14 protein-coding genes and 3 tRNA genes are annotated in these 18,642 nt (G+C 67.4%); 9 read left to right on the forward strand and 8 right to left on the reverse strand.

All coding sequences use genetic code 11. From position 1 onward, the window contains the following. Position 1: 1 nt before the first annotated feature. The 5 genes from L1088_RS06570 to L1088_RS06590 are packed head-to-tail and all read right to left on the reverse strand — an operon-like array spanning position 2 to position 6,249. Positions 2-1,078 carry a DUF58 domain-containing protein gene (locus tag L1088_RS06570; RefSeq protein ID WP_234554235.1) on the reverse strand — a complete coding sequence of 359 codons (1,077 nt, stop codon included), beginning with the start codon at positions 1,076-1,078 and terminating at the stop codon, positions 2-4. Between the two features lies 1 nt (position 1,079). Next, positions 1,080-1,994 carry an AAA family ATPase gene (locus tag L1088_RS06575; protein ID WP_234554236.1) on the reverse strand — a complete coding sequence of 305 codons (915 nt, stop codon included), beginning with the start codon at positions 1,992-1,994 and terminating at the stop codon, positions 1,080-1,082. Next, positions 1,964-3,253 (reverse strand): DUF4129 domain-containing protein, encoded by a 1,290-nt coding sequence (locus tag L1088_RS12455; protein WP_326490762.1) that lies wholly within the window; start codon positions 3,251-3,253, stop codon positions 1,964-1,966. Before L1088_RS12455 ends, L1088_RS06575 begins: the two co-directional genes overlap by 31 nt. Before the next feature lies 1 nt (position 3,254). Further along, the gene (locus tag L1088_RS06585) at positions 3,255-4,025 is read right to left on the reverse strand and encodes a TrmH family RNA methyltransferase (RefSeq protein ID WP_234554237.1); all 771 of its coding nucleotides are present in this window, start codon (positions 4,023-4,025) and stop codon (positions 3,255-3,257) included. Further along, positions 4,003-6,249, reverse strand: coding sequence for a GNAT family N-acetyltransferase (locus L1088_RS06590; RefSeq protein WP_234554238.1), 2,247 nt, complete (start codon positions 6,247-6,249; stop codon positions 4,003-4,005). Before L1088_RS06590 ends, L1088_RS06585 begins: the two co-directional genes overlap by 23 nt. Positions 6,250-6,297: 48 nt before the next feature. Here L1088_RS06590 and pgi point away from each other — a divergent pair, with 48 nt between their 5' ends. From pgi to L1088_RS06635, 9 genes are all read left to right on the forward strand, one after another. After that, positions 6,298-7,587, forward strand: a complete 1,290-nt coding sequence (gene pgi / locus L1088_RS06595; protein ID WP_234554239.1) for a phosphoglucose isomerase-related protein — start codon at positions 6,298-6,300, stop codon at positions 7,585-7,587. 24 nt (positions 7,588-7,611) lie between these two features. Then, on the forward strand, positions 7,612-9,201 hold the full coding sequence (gene pckA, locus L1088_RS06600; RefSeq protein WP_234554240.1) for a phosphoenolpyruvate carboxykinase (ATP): 1,590 nt from the start codon (positions 7,612-7,614) through the stop codon (positions 9,199-9,201). Positions 9,202-9,365: 164 nt separating this feature from the next. After that, positions 9,366-11,189, forward strand: a complete 1,824-nt coding sequence (locus L1088_RS06605; protein WP_234554241.1) for a heme o synthase — start codon at positions 9,366-9,368, stop codon at positions 11,187-11,189. Between the two features lie 11 nt (positions 11,190-11,200). Continuing rightward, positions 11,201-12,214 (forward strand): cytochrome c oxidase subunit II, encoded by a 1,014-nt coding sequence (gene coxB / locus L1088_RS06610; RefSeq protein WP_234554242.1) that lies wholly within the window; start codon positions 11,201-11,203, stop codon positions 12,212-12,214. A 15-nt stretch (positions 12,215-12,229) separates the two neighbouring features. Next, complete coding sequence (gene ctaD / locus L1088_RS06615; RefSeq protein ID WP_234554243.1) at positions 12,230-14,605, forward strand: cytochrome c oxidase subunit I; 2,376 nt, start codon at positions 12,230-12,232, stop codon at positions 14,603-14,605. A 57-nt stretch (positions 14,606-14,662) separates the two neighbouring features. Then, positions 14,663-15,364, forward strand: a complete 702-nt coding sequence (locus L1088_RS06620) for a hypothetical protein (RefSeq protein WP_038048724.1) — start codon at positions 14,663-14,665, stop codon at positions 15,362-15,364. 24 nt (positions 15,365-15,388) lie between these two features. Further along, positions 15,389-15,464 (forward strand) — tRNA-Lys (locus tag L1088_RS06625). A 6-nt stretch (positions 15,465-15,470) separates the two neighbouring features. Further along, positions 15,471-15,545: transfer RNA gene (locus L1088_RS06630), tRNA-Glu, on the forward strand. Position 15,546: 1 nt separating this feature from the next. Continuing rightward, a tRNA-Val gene (locus L1088_RS06635) sits at positions 15,547-15,623 on the forward strand. 69 nt (positions 15,624-15,692) lie between these two features. Here the strand turns inward: L1088_RS06635 and L1088_RS06640 are convergent. From L1088_RS06640 to L1088_RS06650, 3 genes are read right to left on the reverse strand one after another with little or no spacing between them, the layout of a single operon-like run. Beyond that, on the reverse strand, positions 15,693-16,445 hold the full coding sequence (locus L1088_RS06640; protein ID WP_038048725.1) for a DciA family protein: 753 nt from the start codon (positions 16,443-16,445) through the stop codon (positions 15,693-15,695). Then, the gene (gene recF, locus L1088_RS06645) at positions 16,430-17,461 is read right to left on the reverse strand and encodes a DNA replication/repair protein RecF (protein ID WP_234554244.1); all 1,032 of its coding nucleotides are present in this window, start codon (positions 17,459-17,461) and stop codon (positions 16,430-16,432) included. Before recF ends, L1088_RS06640 begins: the two co-directional genes overlap by 16 nt. Continuing rightward, complete coding sequence (locus L1088_RS06650; protein ID WP_234554245.1) at positions 17,462-18,634, reverse strand: MFS transporter; 1,173 nt, start codon at positions 18,632-18,634, stop codon at positions 17,462-17,464. Positions 18,635-18,642 lie beyond the last annotated feature (8 nt).

Raw genomic sequence — 18,642 nt, forward strand, 5'->3', positions numbered from 1 at the left:
GTTATAGGGTAGGGGCCTGGTGTCCGCGCACCACCCTGAGCTCCAGGCCGTGGGCGAGGAGGAGGCCTCGCAGGGCCAGGGCCCGGGCCAGCCCCGGGGGGGTTCCGAAGACGGGGCGGCCCTTTTCCCCGGGGTAGAGGAAGTAGCCTTCGGGCAGGAGGAGGAGCACCCCCTGCCGGGCCCGCGTTGCGCCCCGGAGGGCAGCTTGCAGGAAGGCTTCCTCCACTCCCTGGCTCACCAGGAAGTAGGTGCTTCCCGGCGGGGCGGGTGGGGGGAGGGCGGGGGAGGGGGTGGGGGCAAGCCGGGCGAGGAGGGCCAGGGCCCGCTCCAGGTGGGCCTTGCCCCGGCCCAAGGGGAGGACCTCCCCTGCGGAGAGGCCGTAGCGCTCCCCCCGCCTTTCCGCTTCCAGGAGGAGCCAGGCGGCGAGGCTTGTCGCGTGGTCCAGGTAGCTGGGGTGGAGGGCCTGGGTGTCCAGGTGAAGAAAGAGGCTTCCCAGGAGGCTTTTCTCCACCTCCCGCACCAGGGGCTCCCCCCGGCGGAGGCTAGCCTTCTTGGCCAGGAGGCGCAGGGAGTCCCCGGGCCGGTAGGGGCGGAGGCCTTTGGCCTCGAGGGGGTCGGGGAGGCCGAAGGGGGTGGGCCGCCCTTCCAGGAAGAAGCTGGGGACGGGGGTGTAAGGGGGTAAGGGCCGCAAGGGGGGGTAGACCAAGGCCTTCCCCGCTTCCAGGAGGAGGAGGCGCTCCCCTAGCCCCAAGGGGCCCTGGAGGCGGAGGCCTAGGCGCACCGGGTGTTCCCCCCGCCTGCGGTAGCGGTGGGGGAGGGGGAGGGCGAGCCGGGTTCTCCCCCAGGCCACCCCGGAAGTGCTCCGGGGCTCGAGGCCCAGGGGGGCCGAGGGCAGGCTTTCCAGCCGGAAGAAGACGGGCAAGGGGCAAAGGAGCTCCACCTCGGCCCGTCCCTCGCCCCCTTGCCCAGGGAAGCCCGGGGGAAGCCCTCCCAGCTCCACCCGGGCCCGGGCCAGCCAGGGTGCCCGGTAAAGGGCCAGGAGGAGGGCAAGCCCCAGGAGGGCCAAGAGGCCTTCCATGCTAGGCCCGCTCCACCGGGGCGGGGACCGCCTTTAGGGCTTCTGCCACCAGCCCCTCCGGGCTCGCCCCGGAAAGTTCTGCCTCCAGCCTCAGGAGAAGGCGGTGGGGAATGGCCGCCCGGAAGGCCCGCTTGACGTCCTCGGGGATGGCGAAGGGGCGCCCCTCCAGGAGGGCCAGGGCCTGGGCCAGGCGCTCCACCTGCAAAAGGGCCCTGGGGGAGGGCCCAAGCCGCACCTCCTCCCGGCGCCTGAGCCAGGCGGAGAGGGAGAGGAGGTAGTCCAAAAGCTCCTCGGAAACCCGCACCCGCCGCACCTCTTTCCGCAGGGCTAAAAGCTCCTCGGGCCCGGTGACGGCCTCGAGGCCCGAAAGGGGCTCCCGCTCCTTTAGGGCCTGGAGCAGGGCCTTTTCGTCGGGGTACCCCAGGGAGAGCCGGGCGGTAAAGCGGTCCCGCTGGGCCACGGGTAGGGGGTAGGTGCCCTCCTCCTCCACCGGGTTTTGCGTGGCCAGGACGAAGAAGGGCTCGGGCAGGGGATGGGTCTTCCCCTCCAGGGTCACCTGGCTTTCCCCCATGGCATCGAGGAGGGCGGACTGGGTGCGTGGGGTGGCCCGGTTCAGCTCGTCCACCAGGAGGACCTGGGCGAAAACGGGGCCCTCCTGCCATACCAGGCTCCCTTCCCGGTAGAGGTAGACCCCGGTGAGGTCCTGGGGCAGGAGGTCCGGGGTCATCTGGATGCGGCTGAAGGTGAGGCCCAGAACCCGGGCCAGGGCCTTGGCGAAGGTGGTCTTGCCCGTGCCGGGCACGTCCTCCAAGAGGAGGTGCCCCCCGGAAAGGAGGGTGCCCAGGGCCAGCTGCAGGGTTTCCTCCCGCAGGAGGACCCGCCCTTCTAAGGCCTTGCGGACGCGTTCGTGGAGCATAGCCTAAGGATAGTCTCCAAAAAAGCTTCGGCCTCTTCCGCCGTCTCCTTTCCCGCCCTTCCCCCGTAGCGTACGGGCAGGTAGAGCCGGGTGAGGCCGGAAAGGGCCTCCCCCACCTCGGGGAGGAGGGTGGCCACCCGGGCCTGGTACTCCCAAGGCCCCTCCCAGGCCTGGCGGGGAAGCCCCCGGGCCTTCAAGGCCCTAAGGGCCCGCAGGTAGGCCCGGCGCACCCGGTCCTGGGGGAGGGGTTCCCGCCAAGGCCTGCCCTGCCCCTCTGCCTTAGCTTCCCGGTTCCCTCTCCCATCCCCTTCCCGGTGCCGCCAGAGGAAGAGGACCAGGGCCAAAAGGAGGGCCAGGGTCAAGAGGGCGCCCAAGGCCGCGAAGGCCACCCCCGCCTCCCCCAGCCACCTGGGGCCGGGGACCGCTTCCTGGGCCGGGGCCTCCGGGGAAGCCGGAGGACTGGGCAGGGGGCCGCTGGTTCCCCCGCTCTTCCCGCCTCCAAGGGTGCCCAGGTAGAGGAAGAAGAGGGCAAAGGCCAGGAAGGCCAGGAGGAGGGGCAGGAGGTGGGCCCCCCGGTACGGAAGCCGCTCTCCCCGGCCCAGGAGGGGCAGAAGGGCCAGGAGGAGGAAAAGGAGGCTTAGGGGCAGGGCGTACCCCAGGGCCCGGTTCAGGAGGCCCACCCAGGCGGGGAACCCACCTTCGGGGGCCTGGTAGACCCCTCCTTCTCCGCCCTGTCCCCCGGCTTCTTGCGTGGCCTGGAAGCCCGGGGCCTCCAGGTGCGGGAGGGCAAAGGAGGGGTGGGGGAGGGGCAGGTGGGCCAGGCTGGCGGCGAGGAGCCCCAGGGCCAGGGGAAGCCCCAGGGCCTTGGGGTCCATGCGAAAGTCCTCCCCCCGCTCCCTGGCCCTGCGGTAGGCCCCCTCCAGGAGGTTCACCCCGTGGAGGAGCCCGAGGAGGAAAAGCCCCGTGGGCCCCAAGAGGAGACTCGGGGGGAGGAGGAAGAGGCTCGCCAGAGGGTTCTCCCGCAGGGCCAGGAAGAGGCCCAAGAGGAGAAGGAGCCCCGAGGTGAGGGCCCACTTCCCAAGCCAAAGGGGAAAAGGCGCCCCTCCGGCGTGGAGGATCCCGGGAAGGAAGGCCAGCCAGAGAAAGCCCCCCAGGTAAAAGCGCCTGCCCAGTAAGAGGAGCCCCCCGCCCGCGAACAGGGGGATGGCTTGGCCCGGGAAGGCCAGGAGTAGGAGGGCCAGGGCCAGGGGTAAGGCCACCTCACCCTCCCCGCTGGCGCAGGGCCTCGTAGAGGAGGAGGGCGGCGCTCACGGAGACATTGAGGCTATCCGCCACCCCCCGCATGGGGATGCGCACCCGGGCGTGGGTCCTCCTGAGCCAGGCTGGGGGAAGCCCCTCGTCCTCGGCCCCCAGGAGGAAGGCCGCCCCCCTTCGGTAGTCCTCTTCCCAGTAGATCCTTTCCCCTTTGGGGGTGGCGGCCACCAGGAAGAGCCCCTGAGCCTCCAGGAAAAGGGCCACTTCCGCCTCGGCCACGGGAAAGACGGGCAGGGAGAAGACCACCCCCGTGGAGTTGCGGATGACCTGGGGGCTGTAGAGGTCCACCCCTTCCGCCACCAGGACGAGATCGGCCCCCGCCCCGTCCGCGGAGCGCAGGATGGCCCCCAGGTTTCCAGGTTTTTCCAGGCCCAGAAGGACTAGGACCAGGGGATTTCGCGGAAGCTGGACCTCCTTTAGGGTTTTGTGGGGCAGGTGGAAGACCCCGATGACGGGAGGCGGGTTTTCCCTTACGGAAACCCGCTCCATCGCCTCCTGGGAAAGCTCCAGGATGGGCGCCTGGCCCGCCAGGGCCTGGTCTTCCAGGGTGGCCTTGGGCCCGAGAAGGAGGGTTTCCAGATGGAGGCCCGCCCTCAGGGCCCGTTCCACCTCCCGCCTTCCCTCCACCAGGAAGAGCCCGGTCTTCTCCCGCTCCCGCCGCTCCTTGAGGGCGGCGAGGGCTTTCACCTTGGGGTTAGCGGGGCTTTGGATCCGCATGGAGGCGCACCTCAAAGCGGGCCACCCGGGGGCCCGAGAGCTCCAACGTCACCTCCTCCACCTGGGGAAGCTCCTCCAGGAGCCGGGAGAGGCGGAGGGCGATCTCCTGGTAGGGGGTGGGGTCGGCTTGGCCCTTCAGGGGCCGGAACAGCTCCTGGGCGTCTTTCTCCGTCAGGGGGGAAAGCCGCAGGCCCAGCACCTGGTCTCCCAGGGGGGTGGGGAGGTGGAGGGTGAGGACGGGGCCGAAGAGGGGGTGGGGGTGGGCACCGAGCCGGAGGGAAAGGCCTTCCCCCTCCCCCAGGGGCAGGCCGAAGGCCTGGAGGAGTGCCTTGGCCTCCCCTTCTCCCAGGGTCTTTTTCCCCTCCAGAAGCCGCTTGGCCTCTTCCAGGCGCAGGTCGGGGAAATCCGGGAAGTGGAGGGGTTCTTCCCGCCAAACCTTGTAGGCCCAGGCCCGGCTCAAGGCGATGGCCGCGGACTCGGGGAAGCGGTAGAGGGCCGCCTGGCCCAGCACCCGCGCCCGCACCCCTGGGGAGCCCATGGCGCAGGCCAGGAGGAGCTTATCCCCCTTTGCCCCCTCCACCAGGGCGGTGAACTCCTCCTCACCCATGAACCCCATGGGTACGAAGAGGAGGAAGATGCTCCCTGCCTCGCTTTCCAGGGCTTCCTCCAAGGCGTGGGCGAAGGCCTCCTTTTGGGCGGTGGAGCCCAGGTCCACGTGCTCCACCTCCAAGCCCCCTTCCCTCAGGGCCTCGAGGGCCAGGTTGGAGGGGCCGGAAGCGTTGGAGATGAGGCGCACCCGGTTGTTCCCGGGCAAGCGCCCCAAGGAGAGGAGGGCGGCCACGTCAAAGGCTTCCTCCAGGCTGTTGGCCCGCACCACCCCAGCCTGGGCGAAGAGGGTGCGCACCAGGGGGTCGCGGGAGGGGTGGACCGCCAGGATGGGCTTCTTCTTGCCGATCCTGCGGGCCAGGCGGGAGAAGCGCCGGGGGTTGCCGAAGCTTTCCAAGTAAAGGAGGATCACCCGGGTCCTTTCGTCCTCCTCCCAGAACTGCAAAAGGTCGTTGGAGGAGATGTCCGTCTTGGCCCCCAAAGAGACGAAGGAGGAGATGCCCAGGCCCATGCCCTCCGCGTAGGCCATCACCGCCCGGCCCAGGGTGCCGGACTGGCTGGAGAGGGCCAGGGGTCCGGGTTTGGGCAAGGGGGCCAGGGCCGCAGCCAGGCGTGCCTCAGGGTGGGTGTGCACCAGGCCCAATGAGCCCGGGCCCAGGAGGCGCATGCCGAAGCGCCGGGCTTTGTCGGCCAGCGCCTTGGCCTCTTCTTGTGTGAAGCCCGTGGCGAGGACGATGACCCCCCGCACCCCCCGCCTCCCGCAGGCTTCCAAAGCGCCCAGCACCCGCTCCTTGGGCACCGCCACCACCGCCAGGTCCACGGGGCCGGGAATGCTCTCCACGCTGGGGTAGGCCAGAAGGGGGCCCACCGTGCCCCCCTCCTTGCCGATGGCCTCGTTCACCGGGTAGACGGGCCCCTGGAAGCGGCCGAAGATCAGGTTTTCCAGCACCCGGTAGCCGATGCTCTCCGGGTCGCGGCTCGCCCCCACCACCGCCACCCCCCGGGGGAAGAAGAAGGGATGGAGGCTGGCGATGGTGGACACCTTCTCCCGCCACTCGAAGCGCTCGGCAGCCTTTTCCTCCAAGAGGATCTCAAACTCCACCTCCACCTCACCCCCGTCCCGGTGGGCCCGCACCTGGAAGCCGCTTTCCATGAAGACGGAAAGCATCTGGCGGTTCTCCGCCAGGGTGAAGGCCTGGAAGCGGCGCACCCCCCGCTTGGCGGCGATGAGGGCCAGCCGCTCCAAGAGGAGCGTTCCTAGGCCTTTCCCCTGGAAGGTATCGTCCACCAGGAAGGCCACCTCGGCGGTGTCCTCCCCCTTCACCCGCACGTATTCCCCCGTGGCCACGATCCTTTGGGGTTCCCCGGCGAGGACGATGAGGGTCACCTTCTCCTCCTCGGGCTTGGCGGCAAGGAGGAGCTCCGCCGCCTTCTCCGGGGAGATGGGGGAGAAAAAGCGCATGCGCAAGGACTCCGGGGATAGCCGCCTTAAGAACTCCACGAAGAGGGGGAGGTCCTTGGGGGTGGCCCGGCGGAGGAGGGCGGTGCGCCCGTCCTTGAGGAGGACGGGGCCCTCCTCGAGGCCGTACTGGGGGGTGGGCGGGGGCACGTAGCCCATGCCTTTAGCCTACCCCGCGGGGCCCGCCTCCTTGGGTAGGATAGACCCATGCTCCGCCTGGACACCCGCTTCCTGAAGGACTTCCCCGAGGTCCTCAAGGCCCACGGTACCGCCCTCCTAGGGGCCCAGGAAACCCTTTTGGCCAAGCGCAAGGACCCCGGCGCTATGCTGGGCTGGATGGACCTCCCCGAGGACACGGAGACCCTAAGGGAGGTCCGCCGCTTCCGCGAGGCCAACCCCTGGGTAGAGGACTTCGTGCTCTTGGGCATTGGGGGAAGCGCCCTGGGCCCGAAGGCCTTGGAGGCGGCCTTTAACGGAAGCGGCGTGCGCTTCCACTACGTGGACCACGTGGAGCCAGAGCCCGTCCTGAAGCTCCTCCGCACCCTGGACCCCCGGAAGACCCTGGTGAACGCCGTTTCCAAATCGGGAGCCACCGCGGAAACCCTGGCCGCCCTCCTGGTCTTCTTGGACTGGCTGAAGCGGGAACGGGGGCAGGAGTGGCGGCGGCACCTGGTCCTTACCACCGACCCCAAGCGGGGGGCGCTCCGGGCTTTGGCAGAGCGGGAGGGGCTTAGGGCCTTCGCCATCCCCGAGAACGTGGGGGGGCGGTTTTCCGTGCTTTCCCCGGTGGGGCTCCTGCCCCTAGCCTTTGCTGGGGCGGACCTCGAGGCCCTCCTCATGGGCGCCCGGAAGGCCAACGAGGTGGCCCTGGCCCCCTTGGAGCAGAACCTTTCCCTCCAGACCACGCTGCTTCACCACCTCCACCGCCATCTGCCCGTCACCGTCTTCATGGTCTATTCGGAGAGGCTCAAATACCTCCCCGCCTGGTTCGTCCAGCTCCACGACGAGTCCTTGGGCAAGCGGGACCGGGAGGGCAAGCGGGTGGGCACCACGGCGGTTCCCGCCCTGGGGCCTGCGGATCAGCACGCCCAGGTGCAGCTCTTTCGGGAAGGCCCCCTGGACAAGCTCATCCAGCTGGTGGTGCCGGAACGTCCCACGGAGGACCTGCCCCTGCCGGAGGTGGCGGGACTGGAGGAGGAAGCGGGCTACCTCTTCGGTAAGGGGCTGTTCCGGCTCTTGTCTGCCGAGGCGGAGGCCACCTACCGGGCCCTGGCGGAGGCCGGGCAGCGGGTCTATACCCTTTACCTTTCGGAGGTTTCCCCCTACGCCGTGGGCTGGCTCCTGCAGCACCTCATGTGGCAGACGGCGTATCTGGGGGAGCTTTGGGGGGTAAACGCCTTTGACCAGCCGGGAGTGGAGCTGGGCAAGCGCCTCACCCTGGCCCTGCTGGGCCGACCGGGATACGAGGGCGATGGAAGCGTGGAAATAAGCTCGTGATATCCTGGACATAAGGAGGCCCGCATGGACCGCCTGAGCTATGTAGGCATTAACCCGAAGAAGCAGGTTTTTTGGAACACGGTTTCCCCCATCCTGGTGGAGCACACCCTGAGCCGGGGGGAGGGCTTTTTGGCCCACAAGGGTCCCTTGGTGGTGGACACCACCCCCTACACCGGCAGAAGCCCCCGGGACAAGTTCGTGGTGCGGGAGCCCGAGGTGGAAGGAGAGGTCTGGTGGGGGGAGGTGAACCAGCCCTTCGCTCCCGAGGCCTTCCAGGCCCTCCTCGCCCGGGTAGCCGAGTACCTCTCCGAGCGCGACCTCTATGTGCAGGACCTTTACGCCGGGGCCGACAAACGCTACCGCCTGGCGGTGAGGGTGGTGACGGAAAGCCCCTGGCATGCCCTCTTCGCCCGCAACATGTTCCTCCTGCCCCGGCGCTTCCCCGAGGACGACGAGGTGGAGCGCTTCGTCCCCGGCTTCACCGTGGTCCACGCTCCCTACTTCCTGGCGGACCCGGAGCGGGACGGCACCCGCAGTGAGGTCTTCGTGGGCATCAGCTTCGCCCGGAAGCTGGTCCTCATCGTGGGGACCCGGTACGCCGGGGAGATCAAGAAAAGCATCTTCACGGTGATGAACTACCTCATGCCCAAGCGGGGCGTCTTCCCCATGCACGCCTCCGCCAACGTGGGCCGGGAGGGGGACGTGGCCATCTTCTTTGGCCTTTCCGGCACCGGCAAGACCACCCTCTCCACCGATCCGGAGAGGCCCTTGATCGGCGACGACGAGCACGGCTGGAGCGAGGAGGGGGTCTTCAACTTTGAAGGGGGGTGCTACGCCAAGGTCATCCGTCTTTCGCCGGAGCATGAGCCCCTCATCTACAACGCCTCCAACCAGTTTGAGTCCATCCTGGAGAACGTGGTGGTGAACCCGGAAAGCCGCCGGGTGGAGTGGGACGACGACAGCAAGACGGAAAACACCCGGGCCTCCTACCCCATCGCTCACCTGGAGAACGTGGTGGATTCGGGGATGGCCGGCCACCCCAAGGCCATCTTCTTCCTCTCCGCCGACGCCTATGGGGTGCTCCCGCCCATCGCCCGCCTCAACCCGGAGCAGGCCATGTACTACTTCCTCTCCGGCTACACCGCCCGGGTGGCGGGCACCGAGCGGGGGGTGACCGAGCCCAAGGCCACCTTTTCCGCCTGCTTTGGGGCGCCCTTCTTGCCCATGCACCCCGGGGTGTACGCCCGGATGCTGGGGGAGAAAATCCAAAAGCACGCCCCTCGGGTCTACCTGGTGAACACCGGCTGGACCGGAGGGCCCTACGGGGTGGGAAGGCGCTTCCCCTTGCCCGTGACCCGGGCCCTTTTGCAGGCGGCGCTTTCCGGGGCCCTCGAGGGGGTTCCTTACCGTCAGGACCCGGTCTTCGGCTTTGAGGTACCCCTGGAGGTCCCCGGGGTGCCCAAGGAGCTTCTGGACCCCAGGGAAACTTGGTCCGATAAGGAGGCTTACGACCGCCAAGCGAAGAAGCTGGCCCGGCTCTTCCAGGAGAACTTTCAAAAGTACGCGGACGGCGTGGAGGAGGCGGTCCGCCGGGCGGGTCCCCGGCTGGGGTAAGGCTGGGGGTTCGGGGCTGGGCGCAAGGCCCAGCCCCTTGTCAAATAGGGGCAGGGGGTAATAGGCTCCTAAGTGGCAGAAATGGGAGGGACAAATGTACTTTACCTCCGGACAAACCCCTCTGGCAGAATGGTAAGCGTTACCGTCTGGGGGACGGAGTTCCTATGACACGAGTGCGGCTTGGCCACTACGCCTGGGGAGTCCTGGTGTGGAACGTTCTGGTGGCCCTCTGGGGGGCCTACGTGCGGGCCACGGGTTCGGGGGCGGGGTGCGGCTCCCACTGGCCCACCTGCAACGGGGAGATCATCCCTAGAAGCCCTCAGGTGGAGACCCTCATTGAGTTCGCCCACCGCACCACCTCAGGGTTGGCCTTCCTTTCGGTGCTCCTCCTCTTCCTTCTGGCCTTGCGCATTCTTCCCAAGGGGCATCCCGCCCGCCTGGGCGCCGGGCTTTCCTTCCTCTTCATGGTGACGGAGAGCCTGGTGGGCGCCTCCTTGGTCCTCTTCGGCTGGACGGCGCACAACGTGAGCGCGGAGCGGGCCGTGGTGCAGATGGTCCACCTGGCCAACACCTATTTCCTCCTGGCCTCCTTGACCCTCACCGCTTGGTGGGCCTCCGGGGGGGCGCCCCTGCGCCTTAGGGGCCAGGGGGCGGTGGGGGCGGCCTTGCTCCTGGGCCTCTTGGCCCTGCTCTTCCTCGGCATGAGCGGGGCGGTGACCGCCTTGGGCGACCTCCTCTTCCCCGTGCGGAACACCCTCGAGGCCCTGGAGCGTTCCCTGACCCCAGGGGAGCACTTCCTGGTGCGCCTTAGGGTCCTCCACCCCCTCATCGCGGTGAGCGTAGGACTCTACGTGGTTTTTGCTGGGTACCTGGTGGCCCACCTTCGCCCCTCCGCCCATACCCAGCGCTTCGCCAACGGGCTTGCCTACCTCTACGGGGCCCAGCTTCTGGCCGGGCTGGTGAACGTCTGGCTCAAAGCCCCGGTCTGGATGCAGATCGTCCACCTCTTTTTGGCCTATGCCGTCTGGCTCATCTTCGTTCTCCTGGCGGCCGCGGCCCTGGCCCGCGGGGCCCGGCGGGTGGAGCTGGGAGACGGCGCCGAGGCCAAGGCGGTGCACCGGGGTACCGGCGGGGCCACCTGGAAGGACTACCTGGCCCTTACGAAGCCGCGGGTCATCAGCCTGCTTCTCTTCACCACCCTCTTCGCCATGCTCATCGCCGCCAGGGGCTGGCCCGGGACCGGCCTGTTTCTGGCCGTGGCCCTGGGAGGGTACATGATGGCGGGGGCGGCCAACGCCATCAACATGGTGGTGGACCGGGACATCGACGCCCGCATGCGGCGCACGGCCAAAAGGCCCATGGCTACGCAGCGGATCTCCAGCAGGGACGCGCTCCTTTTTGCCCTGGCCCTGGCTCTCCTCTCCTACTTGCTCCTTTGGTGGGGGGCGAACCTCCTCTCGGCCACCCTGGCCTTGATGGGCCTTATCTGGTACGTCCTGGTCTACACCCTTTACCTCAAGCGGCGTACTTGGCAGAACATCGTCATCGGCGGGGCGGCGGGGGCCTTCCCGCCCCTGGTGGGTTGGGCGGCGGTGACCGGGGACCTCAACCTCTTCGCCTGGTACCTCTTCGCCCTCATCTTCTTCTGGACCCCGGTGCACTTCTGGGCCCTGGCCCTCATGATCCAGGACGATTACAGGGCGGTGGGCGTGCCCATGCTCCCCGTGGTGTTGGGGGAGCGGGTCACGGTGATGCAGATCGCCCTTTACGCCGTCCTCACGGCCCTCATTTCCCTCATGCCCCTGGTTTTGGGGGAGCTGGGCCTTTTCTACCTCCTCTTCAGCCTGGCCCTTAACGCTTTGCTTATCCTTAAGAGCTTGGCCCTCTACCGCCAGCCCGAGCGGAGGACGGCGGTTTCGCTGTATAAATACTCCATGCTCTACCTGGCCCTCTTGTTCGTGGCTATGGCGGTGGATCGGGTGCTTTAGGGAGGGAGTGGATGAAAAAAGGCATCGCGGTCTTCGGTCTTTTAGGTGTGGCCTTGGCCCAGGAGGCCCACCGGGTGGCCATCACCCACCCGGTGTCTGCCTTCAACCGGGAGACCAACTTCCTCCTGGTCTGGGTCTTGGTCTTCTCCGTCTTGATCTTTGGGGTGGTGGCGGGGGCTTTGGCCTACATCACCCTGCGCTTCCGGGCAAGGCCGGGCCAGGGGGGGGAGCCTCCTCAGTTCCACGGCAACGACCGCCTCGAGGTGGTCTGGACGGTGATCCCCATCCTCATCGTCTTTGTCCTCTTCGGTCTCACCGCCCGGAGCCTGATCCTGGTGAACAAGCCCATCCCTGGCTCCATGAAGGTGGAGGTTGTGGGGTATCAGTTCTGGTGGGACTTCAACTACCCCGAGCAGGGCTTCCGCAACTCCAACGAGCTCCTTCTGCCCGCTGGGGTTCCCGTGGAGCTGGAGATCACCTCTAAGGACGTGATCCACTCCTTCTGGGTGCCGGGGCTTGTGGGCAAGCGGGATGCCATTCCGGGACAAAAGACTCTTTTACACTTCACACCGGAGAAGCCCGGGGTTTACTACGGCTTCTGCGCCGAGCTCTGCGGGCCGAGCCACGCCCGCATGCTCTTCCGGGTGATCGTCGTGCCCCAGGAAGACTTCGAGCGCTTTGTCCAGGCGGCCAAGACCTACACGCCCCCCGTGGCCGACGCCCAAGGCCAGCAGGTGTTCCAGCAAAACTGCATGGCCTGCCACTCGGTGCAGGGCAAGATGCCCCCGGCGGTCATCGGTCCCGAGCTGGGCTTTGTGGGCAACCGCACCAGCCTGGCGGCAGGCATCGTGGACTACACCCCGGAGAACTTGAAGGCCTGGATCAAGGACCCCGCCTCCATGAAGCCAGGAAACAAGATGCCCGCGTTTCCCCAGCTTTCGGAGGCGGACCTAGACGCTTTGGTCCGCTACCTGGACGGCTTGAAGGTGGAGGGGGTGGACTTCAAGGCGCTGCCTAAGTTCTAAGGGAGGGTTAGGAAGATGGCCATTGCAACCAAGCCAAAACCAGGCTTCTGGGCGGTCCTTTGGGACCTGCTCACCACGGTAGACCACAAGAAGATCGGCCTCCTGTACACGGTTACCGCCTTCTTCGCCTTCGCCCTGGCGGGGGTCTTCTCCTTGCTGATCCGGGCGCAGCTGGCGGTGCCCAATAACACCCTGCTCACCGGGGAGCAGTACAACCAGGTCCTCACCCTCCACGGGGCCACCATGCTCTTCTTCTTCATCATCCAGGCCGGGCTTACCGGCTTCGGCAACTTCGTGGTGCCCCTGATGCTGGGGGCCAGGGACGTGGCCCTGCCCCGGGTGAACGCCTTCAGCTACTGGGCCTTCCTCGGCTCTATCATCCTAGCCCTCATGAGCTTCTTCTTCCCCGGGGGGGCCCCCAGCGTGGGCTGGACCTTCTACTACCCCTTCTCCGTGCAGTCGGGGAGCGGCGTGAACTTCTACATGGCGGCCATCCTGCTCCTGGGCTTCTCCAGCCTCTTGGGCAACGCCAACTTCATCGCCACCATCTACAACCTCCGGGTCCAGGGGATGAGCATGTGGAAGATGCCCATGTACGTGTGGAGCGTCTTCGCCGCCAGCGTCCTCAACCTCTTCAGCCTGGCGGGGCTCACCTCGGCCACCCTGCTGGTCCTCCTGGACCGGAAAATCGGCCTTTCCTGGTTCAACCCTGATATTGGGGGTGATCCCGTTCTCTTCCAGCAGTTCTTCTGGTTCTACTCCCATCCCACGGTCTACGTGATGCTCCTGCCCTACCTGGGCATCCTGGCCGAGGTGGCTTCCACCTTCTCCCGCAAGCCCCTGTTCGGCTATAAGCAGATGGTCTGGGCCCAGATGGGCATCGTGGTGCTGGGCACCATGGTTTGGGCCCACCACATGTTCACCGTGGGCGAGTCCACCATCTTCCAGATCGCCTTCGCTTTCTTTACCGCCCTCATCGCCGTGCCCACGGGGGTGAAGCTCTTTAACCTCATCGGTACCCTTTGGGGTGGGCACCTGCAGATGAAAACCCCCCTCCTTTGGGTGTTGGGCTTCATCTTCAACTTCCTCCTGGGGGGCATCACCGGGGTCATGCTCTCCATGACCCCCTTGGACTACCACTTCCAGGACTCCTACTTCGTGGTGGCCCACTTCCACAACGTCTTGATGGCGGGTTCGGGCTTCGGGGCCTTCGCCGGGCTTTACTACTGGTGGCCCAAGATGACGGGCCGCCTGTACGACGAGCGCCTGGGGAGGCTCCACTTCTGGCTCTTCCTGGTGGGCTACCTTTTGGTCTTCCTGCCCCAGTACGCCCTGGGCTTTTTGGGCATGCCCCGGCGCTACTACACCTACAACGCGGACATCGCCGGCTGGCCCGAGCTGAACCTCATCTCCACCATCGGGGCCTTCGTGCTGGGTCTGGGCGGCCTGGTCTGGATCTACACCATGTGGAAGAGCCTGCGCTCCGGAGAGAGGGCTCCGGATAACCCCTGGGGCGGCTACACCTTGGAGTGGCTCACCAGCTCTCCGCCCAAGGCCCATAACTTCGACGTGGCCCTGCCCAAGGACTTCCCCTCCGAGCGGCCTCTCTACGACTGGGCCAAGAAGGGGGTGGAGCTGAAGCCGGAAGACCCCAGCCACATCCACCTGCCCAACAGCTCCTTCTGGCCCTTCTACGCCGCCGCCACCCTCTTTGCCTTCTTCGTTTCCGTGGCCGCCCTGCCCGTGCCCAACGTGTGGATGTGGGTCTTCCTGGGCCTCTTTGCCTACGGGCTGGTGCGCTGGGCCCTCGAGGACGAGTACAGCCACCCGGTGGAGCACCACACCCTCTCTGGCAAGTCCAACGCCTGGATGGGGATGGCCTGGTTCATCGTTTCGGAAGTGGGCCTCTTCGCCATCCTCATCGCGGGCTACCTGTACCTGCGCCTTTCCGGGGCGGCCACGCCCCCCGAGGAGCGGCCTGCTTTGTGGCTGGCCCTGCTCAACACCTTCTTCCTGGTGAGCTCTTCCTTCACCGTGCACTTCGCCCACCACGACCTTAGGCGGGGCCGCTTCAGCCCCTTCCGCTTCGGGCTTCTCATCACCATTATCCTGGGCGTTCTCTTCTTCCTGGTGCAGTCCTACGAGTTTTACGAGTTCCACCACGCTTCAAGCTGGCAGGAGAACCTCTGGACCGCGGCCTTCTTCACCATCGTGGGCCTGCACGGGTTGCACGTGGTCATCGGGGGCTTTGGCCTCATCCTGGCCTACCTGCAGGCCCTTAGGGGCAAGATCACCCAGCATAACCACGGCACCCTCGAGGCCGCCAGCATGTACTGGCACCTGGTGGACGCGGTCTGGCTCTTCATCGTCACCATCTTCTACGTCTGGTAAAGGGGTGCGCCCTGGGCCCCCGCCTTTAGGCGGGGGCTTTGCTATGGATAAAGGGGGATGCGGCTTTTGGCGGTGGACTTTGATTTCTTCTTCCCCGTGCCCCAAAGCCCCCAGGACCCTCAGGCGGACCTTTTTGCCTGGGCCCACTTTGAAACCCCTTACTACCTGGGGGAGGTGTGGGAGCGCAGGGCTTTGGCTTTTCTCCTGCGGGGCCTTTCCTTACCCAGGGCGCGGGGCTGGGAAGGGTTTTGGGAGCGGTTCGCCTTCGCCCCGGGGGCGGTGCTCTACTACGCGGACTCCAATGCCCTGGCCTTCCACCCCGAGGTGAGGGAAGGGGTGGAGGAGGTGGTCCTCTTTGATGCCCACCACGACGCGGGCTACCGCCCTTTGGGGGAAGAACCCGCCTGCGACGACTGGATGGTCTTCTACGCCCGCCAGGGGGCGAGGCTGCGGGTGGTCTACCCCCCCTGGCGCGACCCCAGAGGGGAGCCCGAACCCTGGGTGCCGCTGCCCCGGGTCCAGGACACGGGGGGAAAGGTGGCGGGCCTTTTCCACCGGGTCTTCCTCTGCCGCAGCGGGGCCTGGGTACCCCCCTGGGCCGACCCCGACTTCTTCGCCTTCTTGGAGCAGGCGCCGCTGCCCAAACGGCCCCTGGAGGAGGTGCTTCCTAGGCCCTTTCACCTGGAGACATTGCAGGCCCGTGTGCGGGAAGAGCGCTTGGGGCTTTGGATCATGGACGCCTTGCGCGGGTCCGGTTAGCCCGCTATAATCACGAAGGCTTTGGGGCCGTTAGCTCAGCTGGCAGAGCAACCGACTTTTAATCGGTAGGTCGCAGGTTCGAATCCTGCACGGCCCACCAAAGCGGGGCCCCATCGTCTAGCGGTCAGGACGCGGCCCTCTCAAGGCCGAAACGGGGGTTCGATTCCCCCTGGGGTCACCACGGGCGGCTAGCTCAGTTGGTCAGAGCGCTCGCCTTACAAGCGAGAGGCCAGAGGTTCAAATCCTCTGCCGCCCACCAGCTCCAGGACGCAAAGCTTCCCCCCTCGCTACCGAGGGGGGAAAGCCTTTAGGAGGCTTATTTGGGAGCTTAGGCTTCCTTGGCGAGGAGGCTCCGCACTGCCTCGGGGAGGGTTTCCCCGGGAAATAGGGCTCCGAAGCGCTGGGCCAGGTCCCGAAGAAGAGGGCGCAGAGATGCGTCCCGTAGGGCCTGGGGGTAAAGGGCCTCCATCTCGCTTAGAAGGGATTGCCTGGCCAGGTGCCGGGCCACCAGGAGGGCCTCCCCCTCGAGGCCCGAGGGGCGGCCCCGCTTGAGGCGCTCCGCCTCCTTGCGCACCCAAGGACTTTCCAGGAGGCGCTGGCAAGTGGGGCAGGGGTGGGTTTCGCTGGGGCTTCCGCAGATGGGGCAGGGCCTTCCCTGGGTCCGCCGGAAGAGGGCCAGGGCTGCCCGGGCCACCCGCTCCCTGAGCTCCGGCGGTGCGCTTTGGGCCAGGGTGAGGGCCTTGCGGGCGGCCTCGGGGTTTTCCGAAGGGGCGGAAGGCGGGGGAGGGGGCGCCTCCACCGGTCCCACCACGAAGCGGATCTCCTTCACCACCCCAGGAAAGCGCTCCCCGTAGCGCCGGAGGAGGGCCAGGCGGCTGTAGGTAAGTTGGTGGGCAACGACGGCGTCGGCTACCCGCACGGTGAGGGTTCCGGCTTCCAGGGCCACGGGCTCCGTGAGCTGGGCCAGTTCCTTGCCCGCCACCTCCTTCCAGGCGGAGAGCACCAGGCCCCGCTTGAGCTTTTCCTTGCCCCCTGCCTTCTTCAAGGCCTCGGGGATCAGCTCCTTCAGCCGCCAGGGCACAGCACCACCCCCCCTTCCACCCAGCATACCGGCACCCCTTCGGGGGCTAGAAGCCCGGCCAGGGCGGCTTGGGGTAGCCCCTGGGCGTAGGCCAGCACCGCCTGGCGCCGGGCGGCGTCCAGCTCCTCGCTCCACTCGTCCACCAGGAGCAGGGGGGCCTCCCCGTGGTGCTCCCAGAAGAGGCGGTGCTCGGCCAAGCGCAGGGCTAGGGCCAGGGCCTTGGCCTCCCCCCGGCTGCCGAAGCGGTGCACGGGGCGTCCTTGCAGGAGGAAGACCAGGTCATCGCGGTGGGGGCCCACCAGGGTTTGCCCCCGGGCCAGCTCCTCCTCCCGCCGCGCCCTTAGGGCCTCGAGGAAGTCCCCCTGCACCGAAACCTCCAGGTGGAGCCCTGCCTCCCCTGGGGCCAGCGTGCGGTGAATGTCTTGAAATATGGGCAGAAAGCGCTGGAGGAAGCGGCGGCGGAAGGCCATGATCTCCGTGCCGTAGCGGGCCAGCTCTTGGTCCCACACGAATAGCCCGTTCCCTCCGGCCTTCAAGAGGGCATTGCGCTGGCGGAGGACCTTTTCGTAAGCGGAGAGCAGGGCGGCGTACCTTCGGGAGAAGCGGCCGATCAGCCGGTCCAGGAACCCCCGCCGCTCCTCCTTGGGGCCCAGGACCACCTCCACGTCCTCAGGGAGCACCAAGACGGAGCCGGGAAGCTCGTAGAGGGCCCGGAGCCCCACCGCCTTCTCGTTGAGGAGGACCTCCCTTCCCTCCGGGGTAAGCCGTTGCTCCACCCGGTAGAGGCCGAGCTCCGTTTCCACCTCCGCGTAGAGCCAGGCCTCCTTCTCGCCGAAGCGGATGAGGTCCGCCAGAGGGCCTCGCACCTCGCCCCCTAGGGCCAGATGGAGGCCCAGGAGGACGCTGGTCTTCCCCTGGGCGTTCCCCCCCACCAGGGCGAAGAGGCCCGACGGGGGGCGGAAGGCGGGGAAGACCAGGTTGCGGAAGTTCTTCTGGCGGAAGAGGAGGAGCCGCATCTAGAGCTTTACCCGGCGGAAGAGGGCGGGAAGAAGGAGGAGGGCCAAGAGGAGAAGGCCACCCCCCAGGAGGTAGGGGGCTTCGGGGGCCATGCGGTAGAGCCCCGTGCCCAAGATGGGCCCCAGCATCCGCCCTAGGGCTTGTGCCGAACTATTGAGCCCCGCCACCTGACCCTGCTCCCCCTCCCCCACCGCCAGGGAAAGGGCCGCCGTTACCCCTGGCCCCGCCAGGGCCGTTCCCGCCCCCTGGAGGGCCAGACCCACCGCCAGCCCCCAGAAGCTTTGCGTCAGTACCAGCACCCCGAAGCCCAGGATGCCCACAGGCAGGCCTAGGAGAAGGAGGGTCCTCGGGGGCCAGGAGAACCTTCGCACCAGAAAACCCTGGATGAAGACCGCCACCAGGCCGTAGAGCACCAGGGCCAGGCCCACGCTTCGGGCGGTGGCTAAGGGGGAAAGCCCCAGCCGGTCCTGGAAGTAAAAGGCGATGGTCTGCTCCAGGGATACGCTGGAGAGGTTCAGAGCAAACCCCAGGAGGAGGAGGGGAAAGACACGGGCGTCCCACGGGGAAAGCCGCCCCGCCTCCCGGCTTCCCGCAGGCCGGGATTCGGGAAGGAGCAGGGCCACGAAGAGGGCGTTGAAGAGGGCGAGCCCTCCGGAGAAAAAGACCGGGGCCAGGAGGCCGAAGAGGGCGGCGAGGCCTGCGCCCAAAGCGGGTCCCAGGATCACCGCCAGGCCAAAGGCCGCCCCCAAAAGGGCCATGCCCGCGGTGCGGCCCTCCCGTCCGGTGACGTCGGCCACGTAGGCCTGGGCGGTGGGCAGGGTGGCGGAGCTGAAGGCCCCTCCCAGGAGGCGGGCGAGGAGGAGGAGGGGGAAAAGGAGGCTTTCCGGAACCAGCTCCCGTTCCCCCAAGAGGGCGAAGAGGCCGAAGAGGAGGAAGCTTCCCGCAAAGCCCAGGATGCCCAGGAGCAGGATGGGCTTTCTTCCGCGCTCGCTCCGCCTGCCCCAGTAGGGGGCGAGGAGGAACTGCAAGAGGGCGTAACCGGTGGAGAAAAGGCCCACCTGGACCTCCGTAAGGCCCAGGGTGCGCCCCAGGGGCCCCAGGATGGGGAAGAGGATGGACAGCCCCAGGACGCTGTTGAATAGGGTCAGGAAGAGCAAGCCGAGGGGGGACATGCCCCAGA

The organism is Thermus caliditerrae, from assembly GCF_021462525.1.
In the GTDB taxonomy this organism is placed as follows: Bacteria; Deinococcota; Deinococci; order Deinococcales; family Thermaceae; genus Thermus; species Thermus caliditerrae.

Excerpts from the sequence above, each read along its gene's own strand:
- L1088_RS06570 (WP_234554235.1), bottom strand. The coding sequence starts at position 1,078 with ATGGAAGGCCTCTTGGCCCTCCTGGGGCTTGCCCTCCTCCTGGCCCTT.
- L1088_RS06575 (WP_234554236.1), bottom strand. The coding sequence starts at position 1,994 with ATGCTCCACGAACGCGTCCGCAAGGCCTTAGAAGGGCGGGTCCTCCTG.
- L1088_RS06585 (WP_234554237.1), bottom strand. The coding sequence starts at position 4,025 with ATGCGGATCCAAAGCCCCGCTAACCCCAAGGTGAAAGCCCTCGCCGCC.
- L1088_RS06590 (WP_234554238.1), bottom strand. The coding sequence starts at position 6,249 with ATGGGCTACGTGCCCCCGCCCACCCCCCAGTACGGCCTCGAGGAGGGC.
- pgi (WP_234554239.1), top strand. The coding sequence starts at position 6,298 with ATGCTCCGCCTGGACACCCGCTTCCTGAAGGACTTCCCCGAGGTCCTC.
- pckA (WP_234554240.1), top strand. The coding sequence starts at position 7,612 with ATGGACCGCCTGAGCTATGTAGGCATTAACCCGAAGAAGCAGGTTTTT.
- L1088_RS06605 (WP_234554241.1), top strand. The coding sequence starts at position 9,366 with ATGACACGAGTGCGGCTTGGCCACTACGCCTGGGGAGTCCTGGTGTGG.
- coxB (WP_234554242.1), top strand. The coding sequence starts at position 11,201 with ATGAAAAAAGGCATCGCGGTCTTCGGTCTTTTAGGTGTGGCCTTGGCC.
- ctaD (WP_234554243.1), top strand. The coding sequence starts at position 12,230 with ATGGCCATTGCAACCAAGCCAAAACCAGGCTTCTGGGCGGTCCTTTGG.
- L1088_RS06620 (WP_038048724.1), top strand. The coding sequence starts at position 14,663 with ATGCGGCTTTTGGCGGTGGACTTTGATTTCTTCTTCCCCGTGCCCCAA.
- recF (WP_234554244.1), bottom strand. The coding sequence starts at position 17,461 with ATGCGGCTCCTCCTCTTCCGCCAGAAGAACTTCCGCAACCTGGTCTTC.
- L1088_RS06650 (WP_234554245.1), bottom strand. The coding sequence starts at position 18,634 with ATGTCCCCCCTCGGCTTGCTCTTCCTGACCCTATTCAACAGCGTCCTG.